This is a genomic window from Hymenobacter sp. R533113 (genome assembly GCF_056835965.1).
Genome location: NZ_JAKWBD010000013.1, coordinates 1282316 through 1299983, shown reverse-complemented (window position 1 = coordinate 1299983; position 17668 = coordinate 1282316). Strand labels below are relative to the sequence as shown.

Here is a 17668-nt window from a genome sequence, read left to right as displayed (position 1 = left end):
CTCCCATGTCAGTAGCTACCCCCGCCCTTCAGTTCGACCGGAAAGAATATACCCAAGATGTGCTGCTGCACCTGTACCAAGGCCTACTGAAACCACGCCTCATTGAAGAAAAAATGCTTATTCTGCTACGCCAGGGCAAAGTAAGCAAGTGGTTTTCGGGCATTGGGCAGGAAGCCATTTCGGTGGGCAGCACGCTGGCGCTGGAAGCCGACGAATATATTTTGCCGCTGCATCGCAACCTGGGCGTGTTTACGGGGCGCAATGTGCCACTGGATCAGCTGTTTGCGCAGTGGCAAGGCAAAACAACCGGCTTTACTAAAGGCCGCGACCGAAGCTTCCACTTCGGTACCAATGAGCATCACATTGTGGGTATGATCAGCCATTTAGGCCCCCAGCTGGCCGTGGCCGATGGTATTGCGCTGGCCGATGTGCTCGATAAAAACCCCAAAGTGACGCTGGTATACAGCGGCGACGGTGGCGCCTCGGAGGGCGACTTCCACGAGGCGCTGAATGTGGCGGCGGTGTGGCAGCTGCCGGTCATTTTTATGATCGAAAACAACGGCTACGGCCTCAGCACCCCTAGCCGCGAGCAATTCCGATTCGGCTCGTTCGTGGATAAAGGACCCGCTTACGGCATGGAAGCCGTGCAGGTGGACGGCAATAACGTGCTGGCCGTGTACGACACAGTGCGCCGCCTGGCCGAGGATCTGCGTCAGAATCCGCGCCCGGTGCTGGTGGAGGCCCTCACCTTCCGCATGCGCGGGCACGAGGAAGCGTCGGGGACCAAATATGTGCCGCAGGAGCTGTTTGAGGAGTGGACCAGGAAAGACCCGGTAACTACCTATGAGCAGTGGCTACTGCGCGAAGGCATTCTGGATGAGGAAGCCAAGATGCGCTTTCGCGAAACCATTAAGCGCGAAATAGAGGAAGGCCTGCGCGTGGCCGATGCCGTACCCATGCCGACAGCTAACGTAGCGGAGGAAATAGCCGATATGTACCGCCCCTTTGAGGCCCCGGCCCACGAACCCGCCGAAAATGCCCCCCAGACCGACAAGCGCTACGTGGATGCCATCAGCGACGCGCTGCGCCAGAGCATGGAGCGCTTTCCCGAGCTGGTGCTCATGGGCCAGGATATTGCCGACTACGGCGGCGTGTTCAAAATAACCGATGGATTTGTGGCGCAGTTTGGCAAGGAGCGGGTGCGTAATACGCCGCTGTGCGAGTCGGCCATTCTCGGGGCCGGGTTGGGGCTTTCCATCAAGAAGAAAAAGGCGATGGTAGAAATGCAGTTCGCCGATTTTGTGACTTGCGGCTTCAACCAGATTGTGAATAACCTGGCCAAAAGCCACTACCGCTGGGGCCAAAATGCTGATGTGGTGGTGCGCATGCCTACCGGAGCCGGCTCGGCGGCGGGGCCGTTTCACTCCCAAAGCAACGAAGCCTGGTTTGTGCACACACCGGGCCTGAAGGTGGTTTTTCCGAGCAACCCCTACGACGCGAAGGGCCTGCTGAACGCGGCCATCGAAGACCCGAATCCCATCATGTACTTCGAGCATAAGCTGCTCTACCGCTCCGTGAGCGGCCCTGTGCCGGATGAGTATTACACGGTGCCCATTGGTAAGGCCAAGCTGGTACGTGAAGGCGATACGCTCAGCATCATCACCTACGGCCTGGGCGTGCATTGGGCTACTCGCCTGGCCGAAGAAATGAACCTCGACGCCGACATCCTCGACTTGCGCACGCTGTTGCCTTGGGACGAAGAAGCCGTGCGCCAGACGGTAGAAAAGACCGGCCGTGTGCTGCTGCTCCACGAAGACACGCTTACCGGTGGGCTGGGGGGCGAAATTGCGGCTTGGATAGCCGAGCATTGCTTCGAGCACCTCGATGGCCCCGTGCAGCGCGTGGCTTCTCTGGATACCGCTATTCCGTTTTCGCCGCCCTTGGAACAGGCTTTCCTGCCGCAGCAGCGTCTGCGCGAACGGGTAGAAAAGCTGTTGGCTTATTAAAGTGTATAGATAGCTGATAAAAGAACGTCATGCTGAATCTGGCGTCCGCTTGTCGAAGCATCTGGCGTGCTGACGTGGGATTAGTAACCTCTCATCAGCACGCGAGATGCTTCGACAAGCGGACGCCAGATTCAGCATGACCGCCTTTTTGCTTACAGTCCATACACACTAGGAAATCGATGGAAAAAACATAGTCGCCATGTTCATAATGGTGGCTGCGCTTCAGGGCGCGTAGCATGCTTGAGTTGCGTTGGATTAATAATTGAGAGGGAAAGGGTGAAAATCCTGCCTAGGTCGGTTGCCAGTGGCCGGCTGATAGCGAATATTCTTACGTATTTAGCCATGTTTACTCCTCGCTGCCGCTGGCTGTTTGTGCTTGCCGCTCTGACTTTTGCTACCGCCTGCCGGCCCTACCGCCTGCCTAACCCATCGGCCCCGCCGCAGCCCAAAGCGACTACCAATACGGGCGACAACGGCGGCGCAGCCCCAGTTATGGCGCTCAAAGGCCAGCGCAATAGCTACGACAAAAACGGCTTGTTAAAAAAGAAAAAGTATGAGCGACGCCGCATCAAGCGTAAAGTAGGGCAGCTCATGCTCTTTGGGCGGCCCCTGCCATTTCAGTAAGTTGGGCCCAAATTGCCTGACCAGTATTGCTTTACGTATAGTTGAATACGAATAGCAAACTCCTCGGTGCCAGCGCGTCTGGGGGGCAAATTTATCAGGTTCGACTACTGACTCTTATTAATTACTTCCATGCGTCTTGCTATCCTGTTATTCATCGGATTTGCACTCAGTTGCTCCGCATCTACCGCTTCGGCCCAGACGGTGGAAACCAGCCCGGCTAAGCTGCGCGCCGAAAACCGCAAAGCCCTGCGCGAAGCTCGTAAGTATAAATCTGAGTATAAAGAGTCGCACCTAGCCGTGAACCGGGACGACCTGCACCGCAGCCAGCCCCGGGCACTTCCTCACGATGGCAGGGGCCGTCTGCAATTCGACCACACCGGTACCGCGAAAGTAAGCGAACCATCCCGCGTGAATCTGCGTCTGGGAAAGAAGAAAAACCCATTCAACCTTCCTCCGAACTATGATTCCTTGGCAACAGCTCACCCAAGCAGACCAACTGACTGACATTGCCCGCGAGTCGCACAAGCAGCCAGTTCTTATTTTTAAACACAGCACTACCTGCTCGATCAGCGCGGCCGCGAAAAGCAAATTAGAGCGCCAATGGGCCGAAGCCGGCCTCAGCGACGCTAAAATCTACTACCTCGATTTGCTGCGCTTTCGCCCCATTTCCGGGGCCATTGCCGAAATGTTTGGCGTGCGCCACGAGTCGCCTCAGCTACTGCTTATTCAAGACGGCGAGTGTAGCTACAATGCCTCTCACATGGGCATTCGCCTCAGTGAGGTGAAGAGTATGCTCAGCGCGTAAGTAAGCATCTTAGATAAAAAAGAACGTCATGCTGAGCTTGTCGAAGCATGACGTTCTTTTTACTTGTATGCTACTCGTAAGAGAACTGAACCTGCTGGCGAATTTCAGGATTCAGACTGAGCGCCACGGGGCAAGTACGCGCTGCGTTTTCGAGCACAGCACGGTCTTTAGCCGAAAGCGTAGCGGGCATCCGAAAGTCAACATCAATCTGAGCGATGCGGCGTGGCTCGCTAGCCATGTGCTTGGTCACGGAAAAGGTAGTCGAAGTCAGGTCGAGGCCGCTTCGCTGGGCTACGATTCCCATGATGGTCATCATGCAGCTGCCCAGCGCCGTGCTTACTAAGTCGGTGGGCGAAAACCCTCGCCCCGACCGTGGTTATCAAGGGGAGCATCCGTAAAAATGACGTTGCTGGAGGCGCTGTGCGTGGCTTCGGTGCGTAATTGGCCGGTATAGCGGGCGGTGGCAGTATTCATAGTCATATAGTCAGGAAGGGTGCAATACTTTGAGCGCAAATTTACGTACTTTCGGTGGGGCCGCTGTCAGGGGGCCAATTTCGTTTGAATTTCTCAGTTGTATAGCTGTGTTGCTACCCATACGACCTCTGTTTTTTCGGCCTCGTCCTGTTGCTGGGAGTTGCCTCAGCTGCCCAGGCCCAGGATGCCACCCCCAATGAGACGCCTTCGTATCGGAAGGAGTTTACGTATGGCGTGAACTTCAACACCCGAGGCGGCCTGATTGGGGGCGTCAACGTGCGCTCTACCCGCGTGCTGGACGATAAATGGTCGCGCTTCTGGAGCCTTGAGGGCGTGGAGGTGAAGCACCCCAAAGAGCAGCGCGTCGGCAATCAGTTTACGGGTGGCACGTATGTGCTAAACAAGTCGAACTACATGTTCGTGCTGCGGCCATCCTTTGGCGCTCAGCGCGTTATCTTTCGTAAAGCCCCGGAGTCGGGTGTGCAGGTGAACGCCTTACTCGGTGGCGGCCCATCGGTGGCTTTGCTGATGCCTTATCAAATCTACTACGACTACACGACACGGGATGGCAGCGGCCGCCCCGTTGGAACAGAAGATATCCGCAACGAGCAATACGATCCTGCTATTCATGGCCAAGCCGCCTTGCTCGTCGATCGGGCCCCACTATTTAGTGGAGCCAGTAACGTGAAGCCGTCTGCTGGGGTTCATTTGCGCGGCGCCCTTAGCTTTGAGTATGGCCGCTACCGCGACGCCGTGGCGGGTATCGAAACCGGCTTTTTATTCGAGTATTTCCCCAGCCGCCCTACTATTCTGCGGGCTACCGGTATTTCGGATAAATCGCTAAATGAAACATTTTTTCCTTCCGTATATCTGACTATCTACTTGGGAACCCGCAACTAGCCCTGTTTCTGCATTTAGAATGGGTGGATAGCGGCTTAGAAAAGCCCCCCAGCGTACTGCCCTGCAACGGTAACCAAATCGGTACACCGTTGCGGGGCATCTTTATTTCCTTCTTGTTTGTTATACCGGCTGCTGTGCGCGTAGGGTGCGCGGCTCAAGCCCGATATGCGGCTAACTCCTGCCTGACCCTTACCTTTGTACTATGGACGAACTGTTGCTGACCTTACCCATTATTCAGCCCGAGCCGGCGGCTCCAGCCCGGCCGCGCAAGCCCGATTGGCTGCGCGTAAAGCTGCCCGTCGGCCCCGAATATGCTAAAGTTCGTCGGCTAGTAGATGAGCATAAGCTGCATACCATCTGCGAGAGCGGCAATTGCCCCAATATGGGCGAGTGCTGGGGAGCGGGCACGGCTACCTTTATGATTTTGGGCAACGTGTGCACGCGCTCCTGCTCGTTCTGCGCCGTGGCCACCGGCCGCCCCAATGAGTTTGATACCGACGAGCCACGCCGCGTAGCCGAAGCTATTCAGCTGATGGGCGTGAAGCACGCCGTGATTACCTCCGTGAACCGCGATGAGCTGAAGGACCGTGGGGCCAGCATCTGGCTCGAAACGGTGGTGCGGGTAAAGCAATTGTCGCCGACTACGACCATCGAAACGCTTATTCCAGATGTGAAAGCTAATTGGGAGGCGCTGGATACGATGATTGCCGGCGGCCAGGAGGTTGTGTCGCATAATATCGAAACCGTAGGCAGCCTTTACCGACTGGTGCGCCCGCAGGCCAAGTATGACCGCTCCCTGGAGCAGATTCGGCGCACGAAGGCAGCTGGTAAGCGCACCAAATCCGGCATTATGCTGGGCCTGGGCGAAACCAAAGAGGAGATGTATAAGGCCATGGACGACCTCGCCACCAACGGCCTCGACATCCTGACCCTGGGCCAGTACCTACAGCCTACCAAGCGCCATCTGGAAGTTGCCGAGTTTATTCACCCCGACCTGTTTGCACATTACCGTGAGGAGGGTCTGGCGCGCGGCCTGAAGTACGTGGAGTCGGGGCCACTGGTGCGCAGCAGCTACCACGCCGAGCGCCATGTGAACGTACCGATTTAAAGCATTGGCGTTGCCATTATTCAAGATACAAAAAAAGCCCCCCAGTTATCTGGGGGGCTTTTTTGGGCTCACGTAAGGCAGCTTAGCGCCGGGCGTTAACATTGGCGCCATCCTGGGGTGGATAGTTCTCTAAAATGCCCCCCACGATGCGGTACACTTCTTCTTCCGAAATAGTGTTCTTATCTACCTGCGCCTGGCCCTGACCGCGCCACGCCAGCTCTTTGCGCTTGGCATCAACGAAGTCGATGATAACCGTGCCGGCCTTGTATTGGGTCACGGGCGAATAAGGACCCCGGCCGTACATTCCGTAGCCACCATAGCCATAAAAGGGGTAGCCAAAGCCGCCGCCGTTGACCTGCTGCTTGTCTTCTACTTTGGCGCTGTAAGCCACAAATAAATCGGGGCTTTCCTCGGTATAAGTCAGGCCGCGCTTTTTCATTTCCAGCTCCACGGCCGTGCGCATGCGCTTGTCCAGAAAGGAATTGTAGCCACGGGCCGGGCCACCCTCGGCGTCAGCCGTTTGCTGTGGATACCACGACCAGGTTTTGTAGTTACGGAAATTAACCGAGTGGTCGTAGTCGGAGGTGACGCCTACTCGGGAAGAAGAGCAGCTGGTAGCGCCCAGCAGCAAAGACAACCCGACGGCCACCAAAGCGACCGGACGAGTAAATAAACGGGTGAGTGCGTTCATGTAAGTTGGCGAAGAGTTAGAGTGATGAGCCAAATTAGCTTCTGCTGGCTACAACGAGCGAGCAGAGCGGATATTTGACTCTGGCACTACAACGCCGCGGTGGGGGGCAATGTTCCCAAATCGGAGGGCTTGCCAAATGAGTAAAAGCAAATTTTTTCAGGGAAAAAACCTTGATCAACTTGAAATTTCTATATCTTCCCCAACCTAAACTCTACCTATGCACAAACTCTACCCTTGCCTGTTTGGCCTCGCTCTGCTTGCTTCCTGCAGCGCCGTCCGCGACGATTCCTTCAATTCTTCGCGCAGCAACAAAAAACCGGTAACTCATACTACGGTCGTGGAGTGCATTCTCTACGATGGCATGACCAAAGAATCTGCTCAGCTCACTAACCTTGGCGTAAACGCTGAGGTGCAGGTGCTCGACACGGTAGACGCCTACTTCGTGCGGGCCCGCGTGACGGAAAACGGCAAGGTATTAAATGGGTATTTGTACCGCACCTGCTTTCCGCAACGGTAGCGCCAGGTAGCGTATTACTACAAAAAAAGCCCCCCAGATCTGCATCTAGGGGGCTTTTTTGTAGTAATATTAGAACCGCTTAGTACGACGGACCTTTGTCGGTTTCAACCAGCTTCTCTTCGGCGTCCACATACTCCTCGATGGGCGTGCAGGCGCAGATAAGGTTACGGTCGCCGAAGGCGGAGTCGATGCGGCTGACGGTGGGCCAGAACTTGGCGGCGCGCACGTACTCGATGGGGTAGGCGGCCTGCTCGCGGGTGTACGGACGGTTCCACTCGTTGGCCATAATGGTAGCAGCCGTGTGCGGAGCGTGCTTGAGCAAGTTGTCCTTGGCGTCGGCGCGGCCTTCTTCCACCGCCCTGATTTCGTGGCGAATCCTGATCATGGCCTCGCAGAAGCGGTCAAGCTCCTCCTTACTTTCGCTTTCGGTGGGCTCCACCATCAGCGTGCCGGCTACGGGGAACGACACGGTAGGCGCGTGGTAGCCGTAGTCCATGAGGCGCTTGGCAATATCTTCTACCTCGATACCAGCCTTTTTGAAATGGCGGCACTCCAGAATCATCTCGTGGGCGCAACGACCCTGCGCCCCCACGTATAGCACCGGGTAGTACTCTTCGAGGCGGGCCTTAATGTAGTTGGCGTTCAGAATAGCAATGCGCGTCGCCTGCGTCAGCCCTTCGCCGCCCATCATGGAGATGTAAGCATAAGAAATAGGCAGAATGCTGGCCGAGCCCCAAGGAGCCGAAGAAACCGCGCCGGTAGCTTTCTCATGGCCAACTTCCACTACCACGTGGCCAGGCAGATAAGGCGCCAGATCAGCTACTACGCCAATCGGGCCCACGCCCGGTCCGCCGCCACCGTGCGGAATACAAAAGGTTTTGTGCAGGTTGAGGTGACATACATCGGCGCCAATGTTGGCAGGCGACGTGAGGCCTACCTGGGCGTTCATGTTGGCGCCGTCCATGTACACGCGGCCGCCGTGCTGGTGAATCGTGCGGCAGATGTCGATGATGGTCTCCTCGTACACGCCGTGCGTGCTGGGGTACGTCACCATCAGGCAGGAGAGGTTGGCAGCGTGCTGCTCCGCTTTCTGCTTGAGGTCAGCTACATCAATGCTGCCGTGCTCGTCGCTTTTCACTACGACCACCTGCATGCCAGCCATCACGGCCGAAGCGGGATTGGTGCCGTGGGCCGAAGCCGGAATCAGGGCAATGTTGCGGTGGCCTTCGCCCCGACCTTCATGGTAAGCCCGAATAACCAACAGACCCGCATATTCGCCCTGAGCACCGGAGTTAGGCTGCAGGCTGACGGCGGCAAAGCCAGTCACCTCGCACAGCCACGCTTCCAGTTCCTCAAAAATCTGCGTGTAACCTTTGGCTTGCTCGCGGGGGGCAAAAGGGTGGAGGCCGCCGATTTCAGGCCACGTCACCGGAATCATTTCGGCGGTGGCGTTGAGCTTCATCGTGCACGAACCCAGCGGAATCATGGAGTGCGCCAGGCTCAGATCCTTATTCTCCAGCTGCTTCATGTAGCGCAGTATCTCGTGCTCGGAGTGGTGCGTGTTGAAGATGGGGTGAGTCATGTACTCGCTGGTGCGGACCAAGCCTTCGGGCCAGGTTAGCTCAATGTCAGCAGGCATTTCAACTGTGCCGGCTTCTTTGCCCAGCACTTTAGCGAATACGCGCACGATATCGGCTACGTCTGAAGCTTCCGTATTTTGGTGCAGGGAAATACCTACGCGCACCTCGTCGAAGTAGCGGAAGTTCAGGCCAGCCGCTTCGGCTTCGCGCTTCACGGCTTGCTGCAACTCCTTGCTTTCCAGACGTAAGTTCAGTGCATCGAAGTAAAATTCGTTGCTCTGCTCAACACCCAGGGCCGTCAGGGCTTTTTCCAGCGTTTGCGCCAAGGCGTGAATGTTTGTAGCGAACTGGCGAATGCGCTGAGGGCCGTGATACACGGCGTACATACCAGCTAATACCGACAGAAGCACCTGCGCCGTGCAAATATTAGAAGTGGCCTTCTCACGGCGAATGTGCTGCTCGCGGGTTTGCAGCGCCATACGCAGCGCCTTATTGCCGGCCGCGTCGATGCTCTGGCCGATAAGACGACCTGGAATGACGCGCTTAAACTGGTCTTTGGTAGCAAAGAATCCAGCGTGCGGGCCGCCGTAGCCCATCGGTACGCCGAAGCGCTGGGAGTTGCCCACGCACACATCAGCGCCCATCTCGCCCGGCGACTTCAGCAACGTTAGCGCCATCAGGTCGGCAGCTACGGTTACGAAGAGGCCGCTAGCGTGGGCCTGGGTGATGAAATCGGTGTAATCGAACACCTGACCGTCGGCGGCGGGGTACTGAAGCATGGCGCCAAACAGCGCCGCATCGGTGAGGTCGGCGGTGCGGTGGTCGCCTAGTACCAGCTCGATGCCCAGCGGCGTGGCGCGGGTGCGCAGCACGTCGATGGTCTGGGGTAATACCAGCTCCGAAACAAAGAACTTCGTGGTGTTCTTTTTTGGTCTGGCTATGAAACATGTTCATGGCCTCAGCGGCGGCGGTGCCTTCGTCGAGCAAGCTGGCGTTGGCAATTTCGAGGCCGGTGAGGTCAATTACCATCGTCTGATAATTGAGCAGGGCTTCGAGGCGGCCTTGGGCAATTTCGGCTTGGTAGGGCGTGTAAGCCGTGTACCAGCCGGGGTTTTCGAGGATATTACGCTGAATAACGGCGGGCAGCTGGGTGTCGTGATAGCCCAGGCCGATGTAGTTTTTATAGATTTTGTTCTGACCGGCTATCTGCTTGAACTTAGCCAGAAAAGCGCGCTCCGTGAGGGCAGCGGGCAGGTTCAGGGGGCGCTTGAGGCGGATGGCCGCCGGTACGGTTTCGTCGATAAGCTGATCGAGGGATTCCACGCCAATGGTGCGCAGCATTTGGGCTACAGCAACTTCGTCGGGGCCGTTGTGACGGTCCACAAACACATCAGCGGGCTTGGTTTTCAGCAACATAAAGAGAAGATAGAGGTGGCGGGAAGATGGGGCCGCACGGGCAGCCGAACCTTTAACAAAGGTAAGGCGAAAACCTCTCCGGTCGATAGGATTATTAGGCTGGTAGAGTCGGTGGCGCCACTACGCCAAAATATTTAACCAGATTTGCCCCCCAATCCACCCAATCTCTTTTCTCCCATGCCTCCCCTAACTATCGGCATCATTCGCGAAGGAAAAACGCCCCCCGACCTGCGCGTGACACTCACGCCCAAGAAGTGCGTGGAAGCTCAGGCTCAATTTCCTGGTTTGCGTATCATTGTGCAGGAATGCCCCAGCCGCAGTTTCAAGGATGAGGAATACCGCGAGCTTGGCATAGAGGTTCGCCCCGAGGTAGCCGACTGCGGCATACTGCTGGGCGTGAAAGAGGTGCCGCCCGCGCAGCTACTTCCCCACAAAACGTATATGTTCTTCTCGCATACCGTGAAGAAGCAGCCTGCCAATCGGGAGCTATTGCGGCAGGTGTTGCGGCAGGATATTACCCTGATCGACTACGAGCTGCTGACCAACGAGCAAGGCGAGCGAATCGTGGCGTTTGGGCGCTGGGCCGGCATTGTGGGTGCTTATAACGGGCTGCTGACGTATGGCCGCAAGCACCGGCTATATGAGCTGAAATCAGCCTACCAGTGCGTCGACATGGAGGATATGCAGGAGGAGTTCTTCAAAGTCAAGAAATTGCCCCCCATCAAGATGGCCGTGACGGGGTCGGGACGCGTGGCGCAGGGCGCGGTGGAGGTGCTGGATAAAATGGGCATCCGCCGGGTGAGCGTGTACGATTATCTGTACTTGAACTTCAACGAGCCAGTGTATACCCAGCTTCGCAGCAGCGACTACAACCGCCGCCGCGACGGCCGTGTGTGGGATACGCCCGATTTTCACCGCAACCCCCAGGAGTACGAATCTACGTTTGGAGCCTTTTTACCCGTTACTGACTTATTGCTGGCTTGCGCCTACTGGCATCCGGCCGCGCCCAAACTGTTCAGCGAAGCCGACACGCAGCGCCCTGACTTCCGCATCAATACCATTGCCGATATCACCTGCGACGTGAATGGCTCCATCCCGACCACCAAGCGCAGCACCAGCATTCAGGACCCAGCCTTTGACTATAACTCGCGGACCGGCGAGCTGGAGCCGCCTTACTCCGGTCCCACCAACATCACGGTGATGGCTGTGGACAACCTGCCGTGCGAATTGCCTCGCAACGCGAGCCGCGACTTTGGCCGGCAGTTGCTGGATAATGTGTTTCCGTATCTAGTAAGCGGAAAGCCAGAGCCCATCATTGAGCGAGCCACCATAGCTGCGGGGGCAAATTGACGGAGCGCTACTCCTATCTGGCTGATTATGTAGCTGATTAAATTATGCTACGGTCATGCTGCCGAAAGAAAGGCCTTGTTTCATTGAGTGAGTTATTTCAACAAGATAAGGTCCTTCCTTCGGCAGCATAACAATGTGGTGGGGCAGATAATGCTATTATTTAGACACCGCGCAGCACCGGATACTTAGCCTGCACCAACATATAGACACCATAAGCCATCAGGCCCAACGCGACGATGGCAAGCACAACGGGCCCCATACTGGCCAGCAAATCGAAGGCGCCTTCAGTAGTGCCTTGGGCCGCGTTGGAGTTAGACTGCATAGCGGCCTGCAAAAAGAAGTAGCCAATGATGGCCATTACAATACCGCGGGCGGTATAGCCAACCTGGCCAGTGCGATACACTATCTTTTGCTGATCAGCCGGCAATCCGCTGCTGTTTACGTGCTTGGAAAACTTGCCGGAGTAGGCCCGGTAAATCTGGTAAAGGCCGGCGCCGATGATGCCCAGCGCAATAGCGCCCAGCACCCATTGGCCCCACGACTGATCCAGAAGCTTGGCAATCAACGATTGTTGGGTGCTGCTCCCGCCCTGATCGGCGGCCCTACCACTAAATGCAGCCCGGCCCGCCGCATAAGCAAGACCAGCGTAAAGCAATCCACTGCCGGCGTAGCCTATTCTGCGGGCCAAGCCCTTGGCATCCGAGCCCTTGTCTTCCGTATCGCGGAAGGCCTGAACTAAACGCCAGATGACATAGCCCAGCAAGCCAAAAGCAACCAGGCCCAGCAGAAACCGCCCAAAAGGCAGGTTCTGAATGGTTTGGAGTACTTGCTCTTTGTCAGCCGTCTTGCCACCCTGCACACCGGTTGTTGCCATCACGGCCAGCGTGCCCAGCACGATGTACACCACACCTTTAGCCGCAAAGCCAAATCGGGCTAGGGCTTTGATGCCTGATGAGGGCGAATGAGGTAGAGAAGATGTAAGCGAAGAAGTTGCCATAGCGGAAGGGTGGGTGAAAAGCGGAAGAAAGTAAACCAGGTGAGTTATACACTCATGGAGTAAATAAGGGGCCTGCCCAGCAAACCTCCAGGCTGATACAGCTCAGCACCCGCACGAAATAAGGGCTCGTTTGCGGCTAAGTCGAGCGTGAAGATGGGCTTGTTATTCAGGGTACCACTAAGCAGCAAGCGCTCTAAATTGCCCCCCATTTCCATGTACGGAATAAAGAATTGATCAGCCAACTCGGCAATCAGCAGATTGCGGATATCGGCGGTTTCTTGAGTGACGGTGGTCAGCTCTTCCTCAAAGGGCGAGAGAAAAAGCAGCCGGTTGGCCGCTAACTCCAACTCGTATTCCAGGCTCATATTAGGCCGGATACCCCGGCCCAGCGCGTACACGATGGGTTGCTGCTCACCCTGAAGCAGGTAGCGTAACACGGTCTGCTCCAGTAAGGAGTGAAATCCGGATAGCACGCAGTGGCTGTTCGCGCGTTGCTCCAGTGCCCACAGATACGTGGGGTGCTCAACGGAGCCAGGATAGTTGCGGGAACAAAGAAAAGCGGTTTTTGGAAGGGTCAGCAGGTCGAGGTTACCCAAGGTATGCAACTCTTCCGGGGCGATATTCATACGCGGAAGGTCAAAGAAAGCGACGGCTAAAATCCTTATAGCCCAGATGAAAGAAGTAGTGAACAGCGTAGAGCCAAAAAAAGCTCCGTACCAGTTGGTACGGAGCTTTTGTTAGGAAGGTCAGCCGTGAGGGCTAAAAATTGCGGTTAAACCAAGATTTTATCTCATCAGCTGTCTTGCCGGCTTTCTGCTGAAGCTCGCCCAGCCACTCGTCCTGGCGGCCTTCCTGATACTCCATATCGTTGTCGGTGAGGTTGGCATGCTCCTGCCGAAACTTGCCTTTTACTTCATTCCAGTTGCCACGGGCACGCCATTCGGTGCTTTTGTCAATATCCATAGTCGTAGGGCTTAAGGGTGGAAATGAACTACTTACCCCCTAGCTTACGCCTCCAGTGCTGTAAGGTTGAGCTTGGGCGACTAGAAATGATTAGTGTTTGCGAGGGCAATGGCAAGCCATACTGCCGCCCCGCTTACGAGCCCAACTCCAAAGCCAGCCGCGGCATTACCCAGCTTTTTTCGTTGGGCCTGCTTCTCATAGCCACGTACATAGTTTGGGTCGTTCAGCAACGCCTGATCGGGGACTATGCGGTTTTCGTCTTTAGGAGGTGAGGCGGCAATAGCAGCGCCAGCCGCCACACCACCCAGCCCACCCAGCACCGGAATGCTCACGGCAGTAGCGCCGAAAGTACCCCAAAAAGCGCCGGAAGCCCTAAAATACTTCCGGGCATCTTCGCGGCCCTGCGTAGTCATTTCTGCCGGTGTGCGCCTCAAGCCCAAAGCTGGAGCCGCTGCTGACTGGCTTATAATCTCTTTCGTGCCGTTGGCGTAGCGAATAAGAAACACCTCGGTGGCGAGCAGGTGCAGCGTGTCGGAGCTGGGCGGGTCGGTGGTGGGCACGTACGCTACCTCGGTGGGGGTGATGGCCAGCACCCGAGCCTTCACCTCGTCGCCATTGGTGCGCAGAATGGTGTCCTGGGCCTGCGCGCCTAGTGCGGCGCAAAGTAGGAAGCAGCTAAGTAGAATAGGACGCATTAGGTTCGTTATTAAACATATAAAAAAAGATACTGCACTTAGCGCCGCCGCGAGTTGAAGCCGACCAGCAGGCTGAACCGCGCCCCGCCGTTACCGGGCACCACCGCGAAGTTCACTGGAAAGTTGATGCCGTTCGAGCGGAAGGAGGTGCCGATAGCCAACACTACACCCGCACTTACAGGCGTCAGATTGGGTCCTACTCCAACTTCAAAACCTTTGGGCCCACGGATGCCGACCAGCGCATTGAGGCTCGGAATAAACTTGCCTTGCTCTAAACCACCAATCAGCGGCACTACTTCCAGCAAACCCGACGTGCCGTTGGGCATCCGAAAAATGCGGGTTTCAAACTGCCAGCCAAACTGTGTTAGAAATGGCTTAATATCGTAGTTATCGAATTGCCGTTTACCACTCAAAACGCCCCCGGTGAGAATTGTAAACCCGATACGGGGGCCGTTTAAATGAATTTCATCATAAGCCGACTCCTTATCGCCGGGCACTACGGGGCCGGGCGGCGGGGGTGATCCAGCAATGATTTGGGGGGCATTTTGACTCGTTCCCAACACTTCCTTGGTGCCGTTGGCGTAGCGAATCATGAACACATCGGCGTGGCGCACGGTGATGAGCGGGCCGTCGGGATTATCGGTGCGCTTGTAGCGTACTTCGGTGGGCGTAATTTCCAGAATCTTGACCTGAAGCTCGTCGCCATTTTGCTTGGTGAGCAGGTCCTGGGCCTGCGCTGAAAAGGCTGCGCAGGCGAGCAGCACCAGAGAGAATAAAAAACGTTTCATATAAGTAGGCTGTGGAGTGAAATCCTGTCCGAAGGTGCCTACTTCCTTACTGAGAACACGAACCAACTTTTAGATTTCTTAGACTTTTGAAATACTTGTTTTATAATATAAAAGACTGATTTACATGAGTTTTATTAGTTGAAAAATCAGACTTTATAAAAAGCCCCCCAATAGCTATATTTATCTTTTCTATCTATTCTTATGGATGACTTACGCACCACGCTGGTCACTTTCTCGCCCGAAGACCGCAAAGAGTTTGGCCGCTTCGTGCAGCGGCAGCGTAAAAAAGTGAACGGTCGCATGGATTCGCGCCTCTACGAATTGCTGCTGCATCCCAAAGCCTATTCAACGGAGGCCCTGCTCGCCAAGCTTTATCCCGATGAGGCTAACGCGGTGGCTTACTATGCTTTGCGAAAGCGCCTCATGCGTCACCTCACCGATTATCTGCTGCTGCGGCAGCGCCAGCTCGACCCCACGGCCGCATCCTCGGTGCGCGGCCAGCTCACACTGGCCCAATACCTTTTTGATGCGGGTGTGCCCCGCCTGGCCTGGAATATTCTGCGCAAAGCCGAAAAGCTGGCCCATCAAAACGAGCAGGTTGAGTTGCTGAACACGATTTATAATCTTCAGATTGCCCAGGCGGGCAGCGAGTACGCCGACGAGCTAACCGACATCGTCCGCCGCCGCAACCACAATAAAAAAGCCGCCGACGAAGAGGAGCGCGCCGGTATTGCCGACAGCCTGATTCGGGAGCGGCTGCGCCAGGTTCGGAGCCGGGGCCGGGCGGGCGAGGCCTTCGACGGTATTATGCGCGAAGTGCTGCGCGAATACGATTTGCAGGAAGCCTTTGCCCGCAGCCCGTCCCTGCTCTACCGCCTTATGTCCATTGCCCGCAACGCCATGCTGGTGCGCCGCGACTTCGCGTCGTTTGCGCCGTTTGTGCGCCGCTGCTACACGCTCATGGAGAAGCGCCACGGCTTCCGGCCCGCCCACCGCTACTACCAGCTGGGCCTGCTCTACATGATTGCCCACGCCTTATACCGCTCGCGCCGCTTCACCGAGTCGGTGGCTTACCTGGAGCAGCTGCGGACGGCGCTATACGCGGGCTCGCGCAGCTACATGGCCGATTTTTATCCGAAGTACATCTTTCTGCTGGCCGCCAACTACTCGTTTATGCGCCGCAATGCGGAGAGTATCAGCTTGCTGGAAAACCTGTTACAGGGCCATGAGGTAGCCTTATCAGCCGTTGACCAGCTCACGGCGCGGCTGGGGCTGGGCTTTCATTACTTCGCCGAAAACCAATTTGCCAAAACCAACCAGGTACTCATCGGTATCGGCCGCTCCGACCATTGGTGCGAGCAGAAAATGGGCGTGGAATGGGTGTTCAACAAGAACATGGGCGAGATGCTCGTACAGCTCGAACTCGGCAACTCCGACCTGGCCCTGAACCGCCTGCGCGCCATTGAGCGCGGCCTGCGCGAGCGGTTTGGCGAGGGCGGCCCGTATCAGTACGTGCTCTGCTATCTGAGCTTGGTGCGCGAAATTCTGGACGACCCCGCCGCTGCTAACCGGCCCGGCTTTCTGGCACGAGTCAGCCAGATGGCGGATGCGGTGCCCCTGGATAGCGAGCGGGAAGACCTGCACGCTATGAGCTTTTACGCCTGGCTCAAGGCGCGCGCCCTGGGTCGGCCCTACTATGAGGTGCTGATTGAGCTGGCTGGCGCCGGCCAGGTGAAAGAAAAAGAAATACTATAGTTGATGAAACGTGAAAAAGCCCCCCAGACTGAGTCTGGGGGGCTTTTCGCAGGATAACCTAAGACGCAAAACTAGTTTTGCTTAGCAGGTACCTCTTCTACAAGCTTGTCAGCTTCTTTGTTCTGAACAACGGCCGTGTCGCCGGGCTCACGCTTCATATCAGCGTTCATGTCGGCAGCAACATTGTCAGTAGCATTTTCAACGGCGTCGCCAGCGTTTTCAACGTTGTTAGCAGCATCGGTAGCAGCGCCTTCGGCAGTAGCTTCGGCACTCTTCTCAGTGCTCTCCGAGCAAGAAGACAGAGCGAAAGGAGCGAAAGCGGCTAAAACGAGCAGAGATTTGAAGGAGAATTTCATGGCTTGAGAATAGTATGTCGTGTGATTAGATACTGCCTTCATACCGCTACCTTCCGGAAAGTAACCCGTCTTTGAGCTAAAATTTCTAAAAAAGTGAACATAGGCTGTGCCAGGCTTGCTCAGAAGCTAACGGTAAAGTCGGCGAGTCAGTCAACACGAGTATTGGCTTAACTTTTAGGAGCCGATGCCAGTATAGCAAGGACGCTCTTTCCTGATTTGCCTCTCTGACCTATGGATTCCACAGCCCAAACCCCCCAGACACCCCTCACGCCCACCATTCCGCTCGACGTGACCGATCAGCAGAACGCCGCCCTACTCGACGATACCCTGAAGCTGCTCAACGGCGGTGTACCGGACCAAAACGACAAACACGGCCTCGCCGAAATTGACCGTTGGGTAGAGGTTCTGCGTGCTTCGGAGCGCACGGGTCTGGCCAAGATTCTTCAGGAGCTGAACACCCTGCGCGACCAGCTAGGCGATGCGGAAACAGAGACCCACGCCATAGCCGAAACGCTGGCCACGCTGGGCGCCGAATCCAATAAAGTGGCGGACGAGAGTAATAATCACTTCACTGCTTCTCTCAATCACCTGGGTAAAGTACTGATCAAGCTGGGCTCGTCGCTGTCGCGCTAAGCCCAGGATA

General features: G+C 56.2%; 19 protein-coding genes and 1 pseudogene. 10 read left to right on the top strand and 10 right to left on the bottom strand.

All coding sequences use genetic code 11. The features are described 5' to 3' along the window. The first annotated feature begins 5 nt into the window (after positions 1-5). From MKZ35_RS14920 to ytxJ, 4 genes are all read left to right on the top strand, one after another. A complete protein-coding gene (locus MKZ35_RS14920; RefSeq protein ID WP_482514018.1) occupies positions 6-2006 on the top strand; it encodes an alpha-ketoacid dehydrogenase subunit alpha/beta in 2001 nt (666 codons plus the stop codon). Positions 2007-2348: 342 nt separating this feature from the next. Further along, complete coding sequence (locus MKZ35_RS14915) at positions 2349-2630, top strand: hypothetical protein (protein WP_482514017.1); 282 nt, start codon at positions 2349-2351, stop codon at positions 2628-2630. A gap of 129 nt (positions 2631-2759) precedes the next feature. Continuing rightward, positions 2760-3134, top strand: a complete 375-nt coding sequence (locus MKZ35_RS14910) for a hypothetical protein (RefSeq protein ID WP_482514016.1) — start codon at positions 2760-2762, stop codon at positions 3132-3134. Continuing rightward, the gene (gene ytxJ / locus MKZ35_RS14905; RefSeq protein ID WP_482514015.1) at positions 3091-3435 is read left to right on the top strand and encodes a bacillithiol system redox-active protein YtxJ; all 345 of its coding nucleotides are present in this window, start codon (positions 3091-3093) and stop codon (positions 3433-3435) included. The genes MKZ35_RS14910 and ytxJ overlap by 44 nt, the downstream gene beginning before the upstream one ends. Before the next feature lie 70 nt (positions 3436-3505). Here ytxJ and MKZ35_RS14900 read toward each other — a convergent pair whose 3' ends face one another. Both MKZ35_RS14900 and MKZ35_RS14895 read right to left on the bottom strand, forming a co-directional pair. Beyond that, positions 3506-3748, bottom strand: coding sequence for an OsmC family protein (locus MKZ35_RS14900; protein WP_482514762.1), 243 nt, complete (start codon positions 3746-3748; stop codon positions 3506-3508). A gap of 26 nt (positions 3749-3774) precedes the next feature. Beyond that, a complete protein-coding gene (locus MKZ35_RS14895) occupies positions 3775-3909 on the bottom strand; it encodes a hypothetical protein (protein ID WP_482514014.1) in 135 nt (44 codons plus the stop codon). Between the two features lie 150 nt (positions 3910-4059). Here MKZ35_RS14895 and MKZ35_RS14890 point away from each other — a divergent pair, with 150 nt between their 5' ends. Continuing rightward, on the top strand, positions 4060-4809 hold the full coding sequence (locus tag MKZ35_RS14890; protein ID WP_482514013.1) for a hypothetical protein: 750 nt from the start codon (positions 4060-4062) through the stop codon (positions 4807-4809). A gap of 214 nt (positions 4810-5023) precedes the next feature. Further along, a complete protein-coding gene (lipA, locus tag MKZ35_RS14885) occupies positions 5024-5917 on the top strand; it encodes a lipoyl synthase (RefSeq protein ID WP_482514761.1) in 894 nt (297 codons plus the stop codon). A gap of 82 nt (positions 5918-5999) precedes the next feature. Here the strand turns inward: lipA and MKZ35_RS14880 are convergent, their stop codons facing one another. Continuing rightward, entirely contained in the window at positions 6000-6608 is a 609-nt protein-coding gene (locus tag MKZ35_RS14880) for a DUF4136 domain-containing protein (RefSeq protein WP_482514012.1), read from the bottom strand. 217 nt (positions 6609-6825) lie between these two features. Here MKZ35_RS14880 and MKZ35_RS14875 point away from each other — a divergent pair, with 217 nt between their 5' ends. Next, positions 6826-7125 (top strand): hypothetical protein, encoded by a 300-nt coding sequence (locus MKZ35_RS14875; protein WP_482514011.1) that lies wholly within the window; start codon positions 6826-6828, stop codon positions 7123-7125. Between the two features lie 79 nt (positions 7126-7204). On the opposite strand, the pseudogene gcvP reads toward MKZ35_RS14875, so the two are convergent. Further along, positions 7205-10121 (bottom strand): annotated as a pseudogene (gene gcvP / locus MKZ35_RS14870) (aminomethyl-transferring glycine dehydrogenase). A gap of 177 nt (positions 10122-10298) precedes the next feature. Between gcvP and MKZ35_RS14865 the strand changes: the two are divergent. Next, on the top strand, positions 10299-11471 hold the full coding sequence (locus MKZ35_RS14865; RefSeq protein WP_482514010.1) for an NAD(P)-dependent oxidoreductase: 1173 nt from the start codon (positions 10299-10301) through the stop codon (positions 11469-11471). A gap of 160 nt (positions 11472-11631) precedes the next feature. On the opposite strand, the gene MKZ35_RS14860 is transcribed toward MKZ35_RS14865, so the two are convergent. From MKZ35_RS14860 to MKZ35_RS14840, 5 genes are all read right to left on the bottom strand, one after another. Further along, a complete protein-coding gene (locus tag MKZ35_RS14860) occupies positions 11632-12468 on the bottom strand; it encodes a DUF1206 domain-containing protein (protein ID WP_482514009.1) in 837 nt (278 codons plus the stop codon). Positions 12469-12512: 44 nt separating this feature from the next. Continuing rightward, positions 12513-13094, bottom strand: a complete 582-nt coding sequence (locus MKZ35_RS14855; RefSeq protein WP_482514008.1) for a hypothetical protein — start codon at positions 13092-13094, stop codon at positions 12513-12515. A gap of 133 nt (positions 13095-13227) precedes the next feature. Next, complete coding sequence (locus MKZ35_RS14850) at positions 13228-13431, bottom strand: CsbD family protein (protein ID WP_482514007.1); 204 nt, start codon at positions 13429-13431, stop codon at positions 13228-13230. An 80-nt stretch (positions 13432-13511) separates the two neighbouring features. Next, positions 13512-14126, bottom strand: coding sequence for a hypothetical protein (locus MKZ35_RS14845; RefSeq protein WP_482514006.1), 615 nt, complete (start codon positions 14124-14126; stop codon positions 13512-13514). 38 nt (positions 14127-14164) lie between these two features. Continuing rightward, positions 14165-14914, bottom strand: coding sequence for a hypothetical protein (locus tag MKZ35_RS14840; protein ID WP_482514005.1), 750 nt, complete (start codon positions 14912-14914; stop codon positions 14165-14167). Positions 14915-15115: 201 nt separating this feature from the next. Here MKZ35_RS14840 and MKZ35_RS14835 point away from each other — a divergent pair, with 201 nt between their 5' ends. Further along, a complete protein-coding gene (locus tag MKZ35_RS14835; protein WP_482514004.1) occupies positions 15116-16669 on the top strand; it encodes a hypothetical protein in 1554 nt (517 codons plus the stop codon). 71 nt (positions 16670-16740) lie between these two features. Here the strand turns inward: MKZ35_RS14835 and MKZ35_RS14830 are convergent, their stop codons facing one another. Beyond that, the gene (locus tag MKZ35_RS14830) at positions 16741-17025 is read right to left on the bottom strand and encodes a hypothetical protein (protein WP_482514003.1); all 285 of its coding nucleotides are present in this window, start codon (positions 17023-17025) and stop codon (positions 16741-16743) included. A 231-nt stretch (positions 17026-17256) separates the two neighbouring features. Here MKZ35_RS14830 and MKZ35_RS14825 point away from each other — a divergent pair, with 231 nt between their 5' ends. Continuing rightward, the gene (locus MKZ35_RS14825) at positions 17257-17658 is read left to right on the top strand and encodes a hypothetical protein (RefSeq protein ID WP_482514002.1); all 402 of its coding nucleotides are present in this window, start codon (positions 17257-17259) and stop codon (positions 17656-17658) included. The last annotated feature ends 10 nt before the right edge of the window (positions 17659-17668 follow it).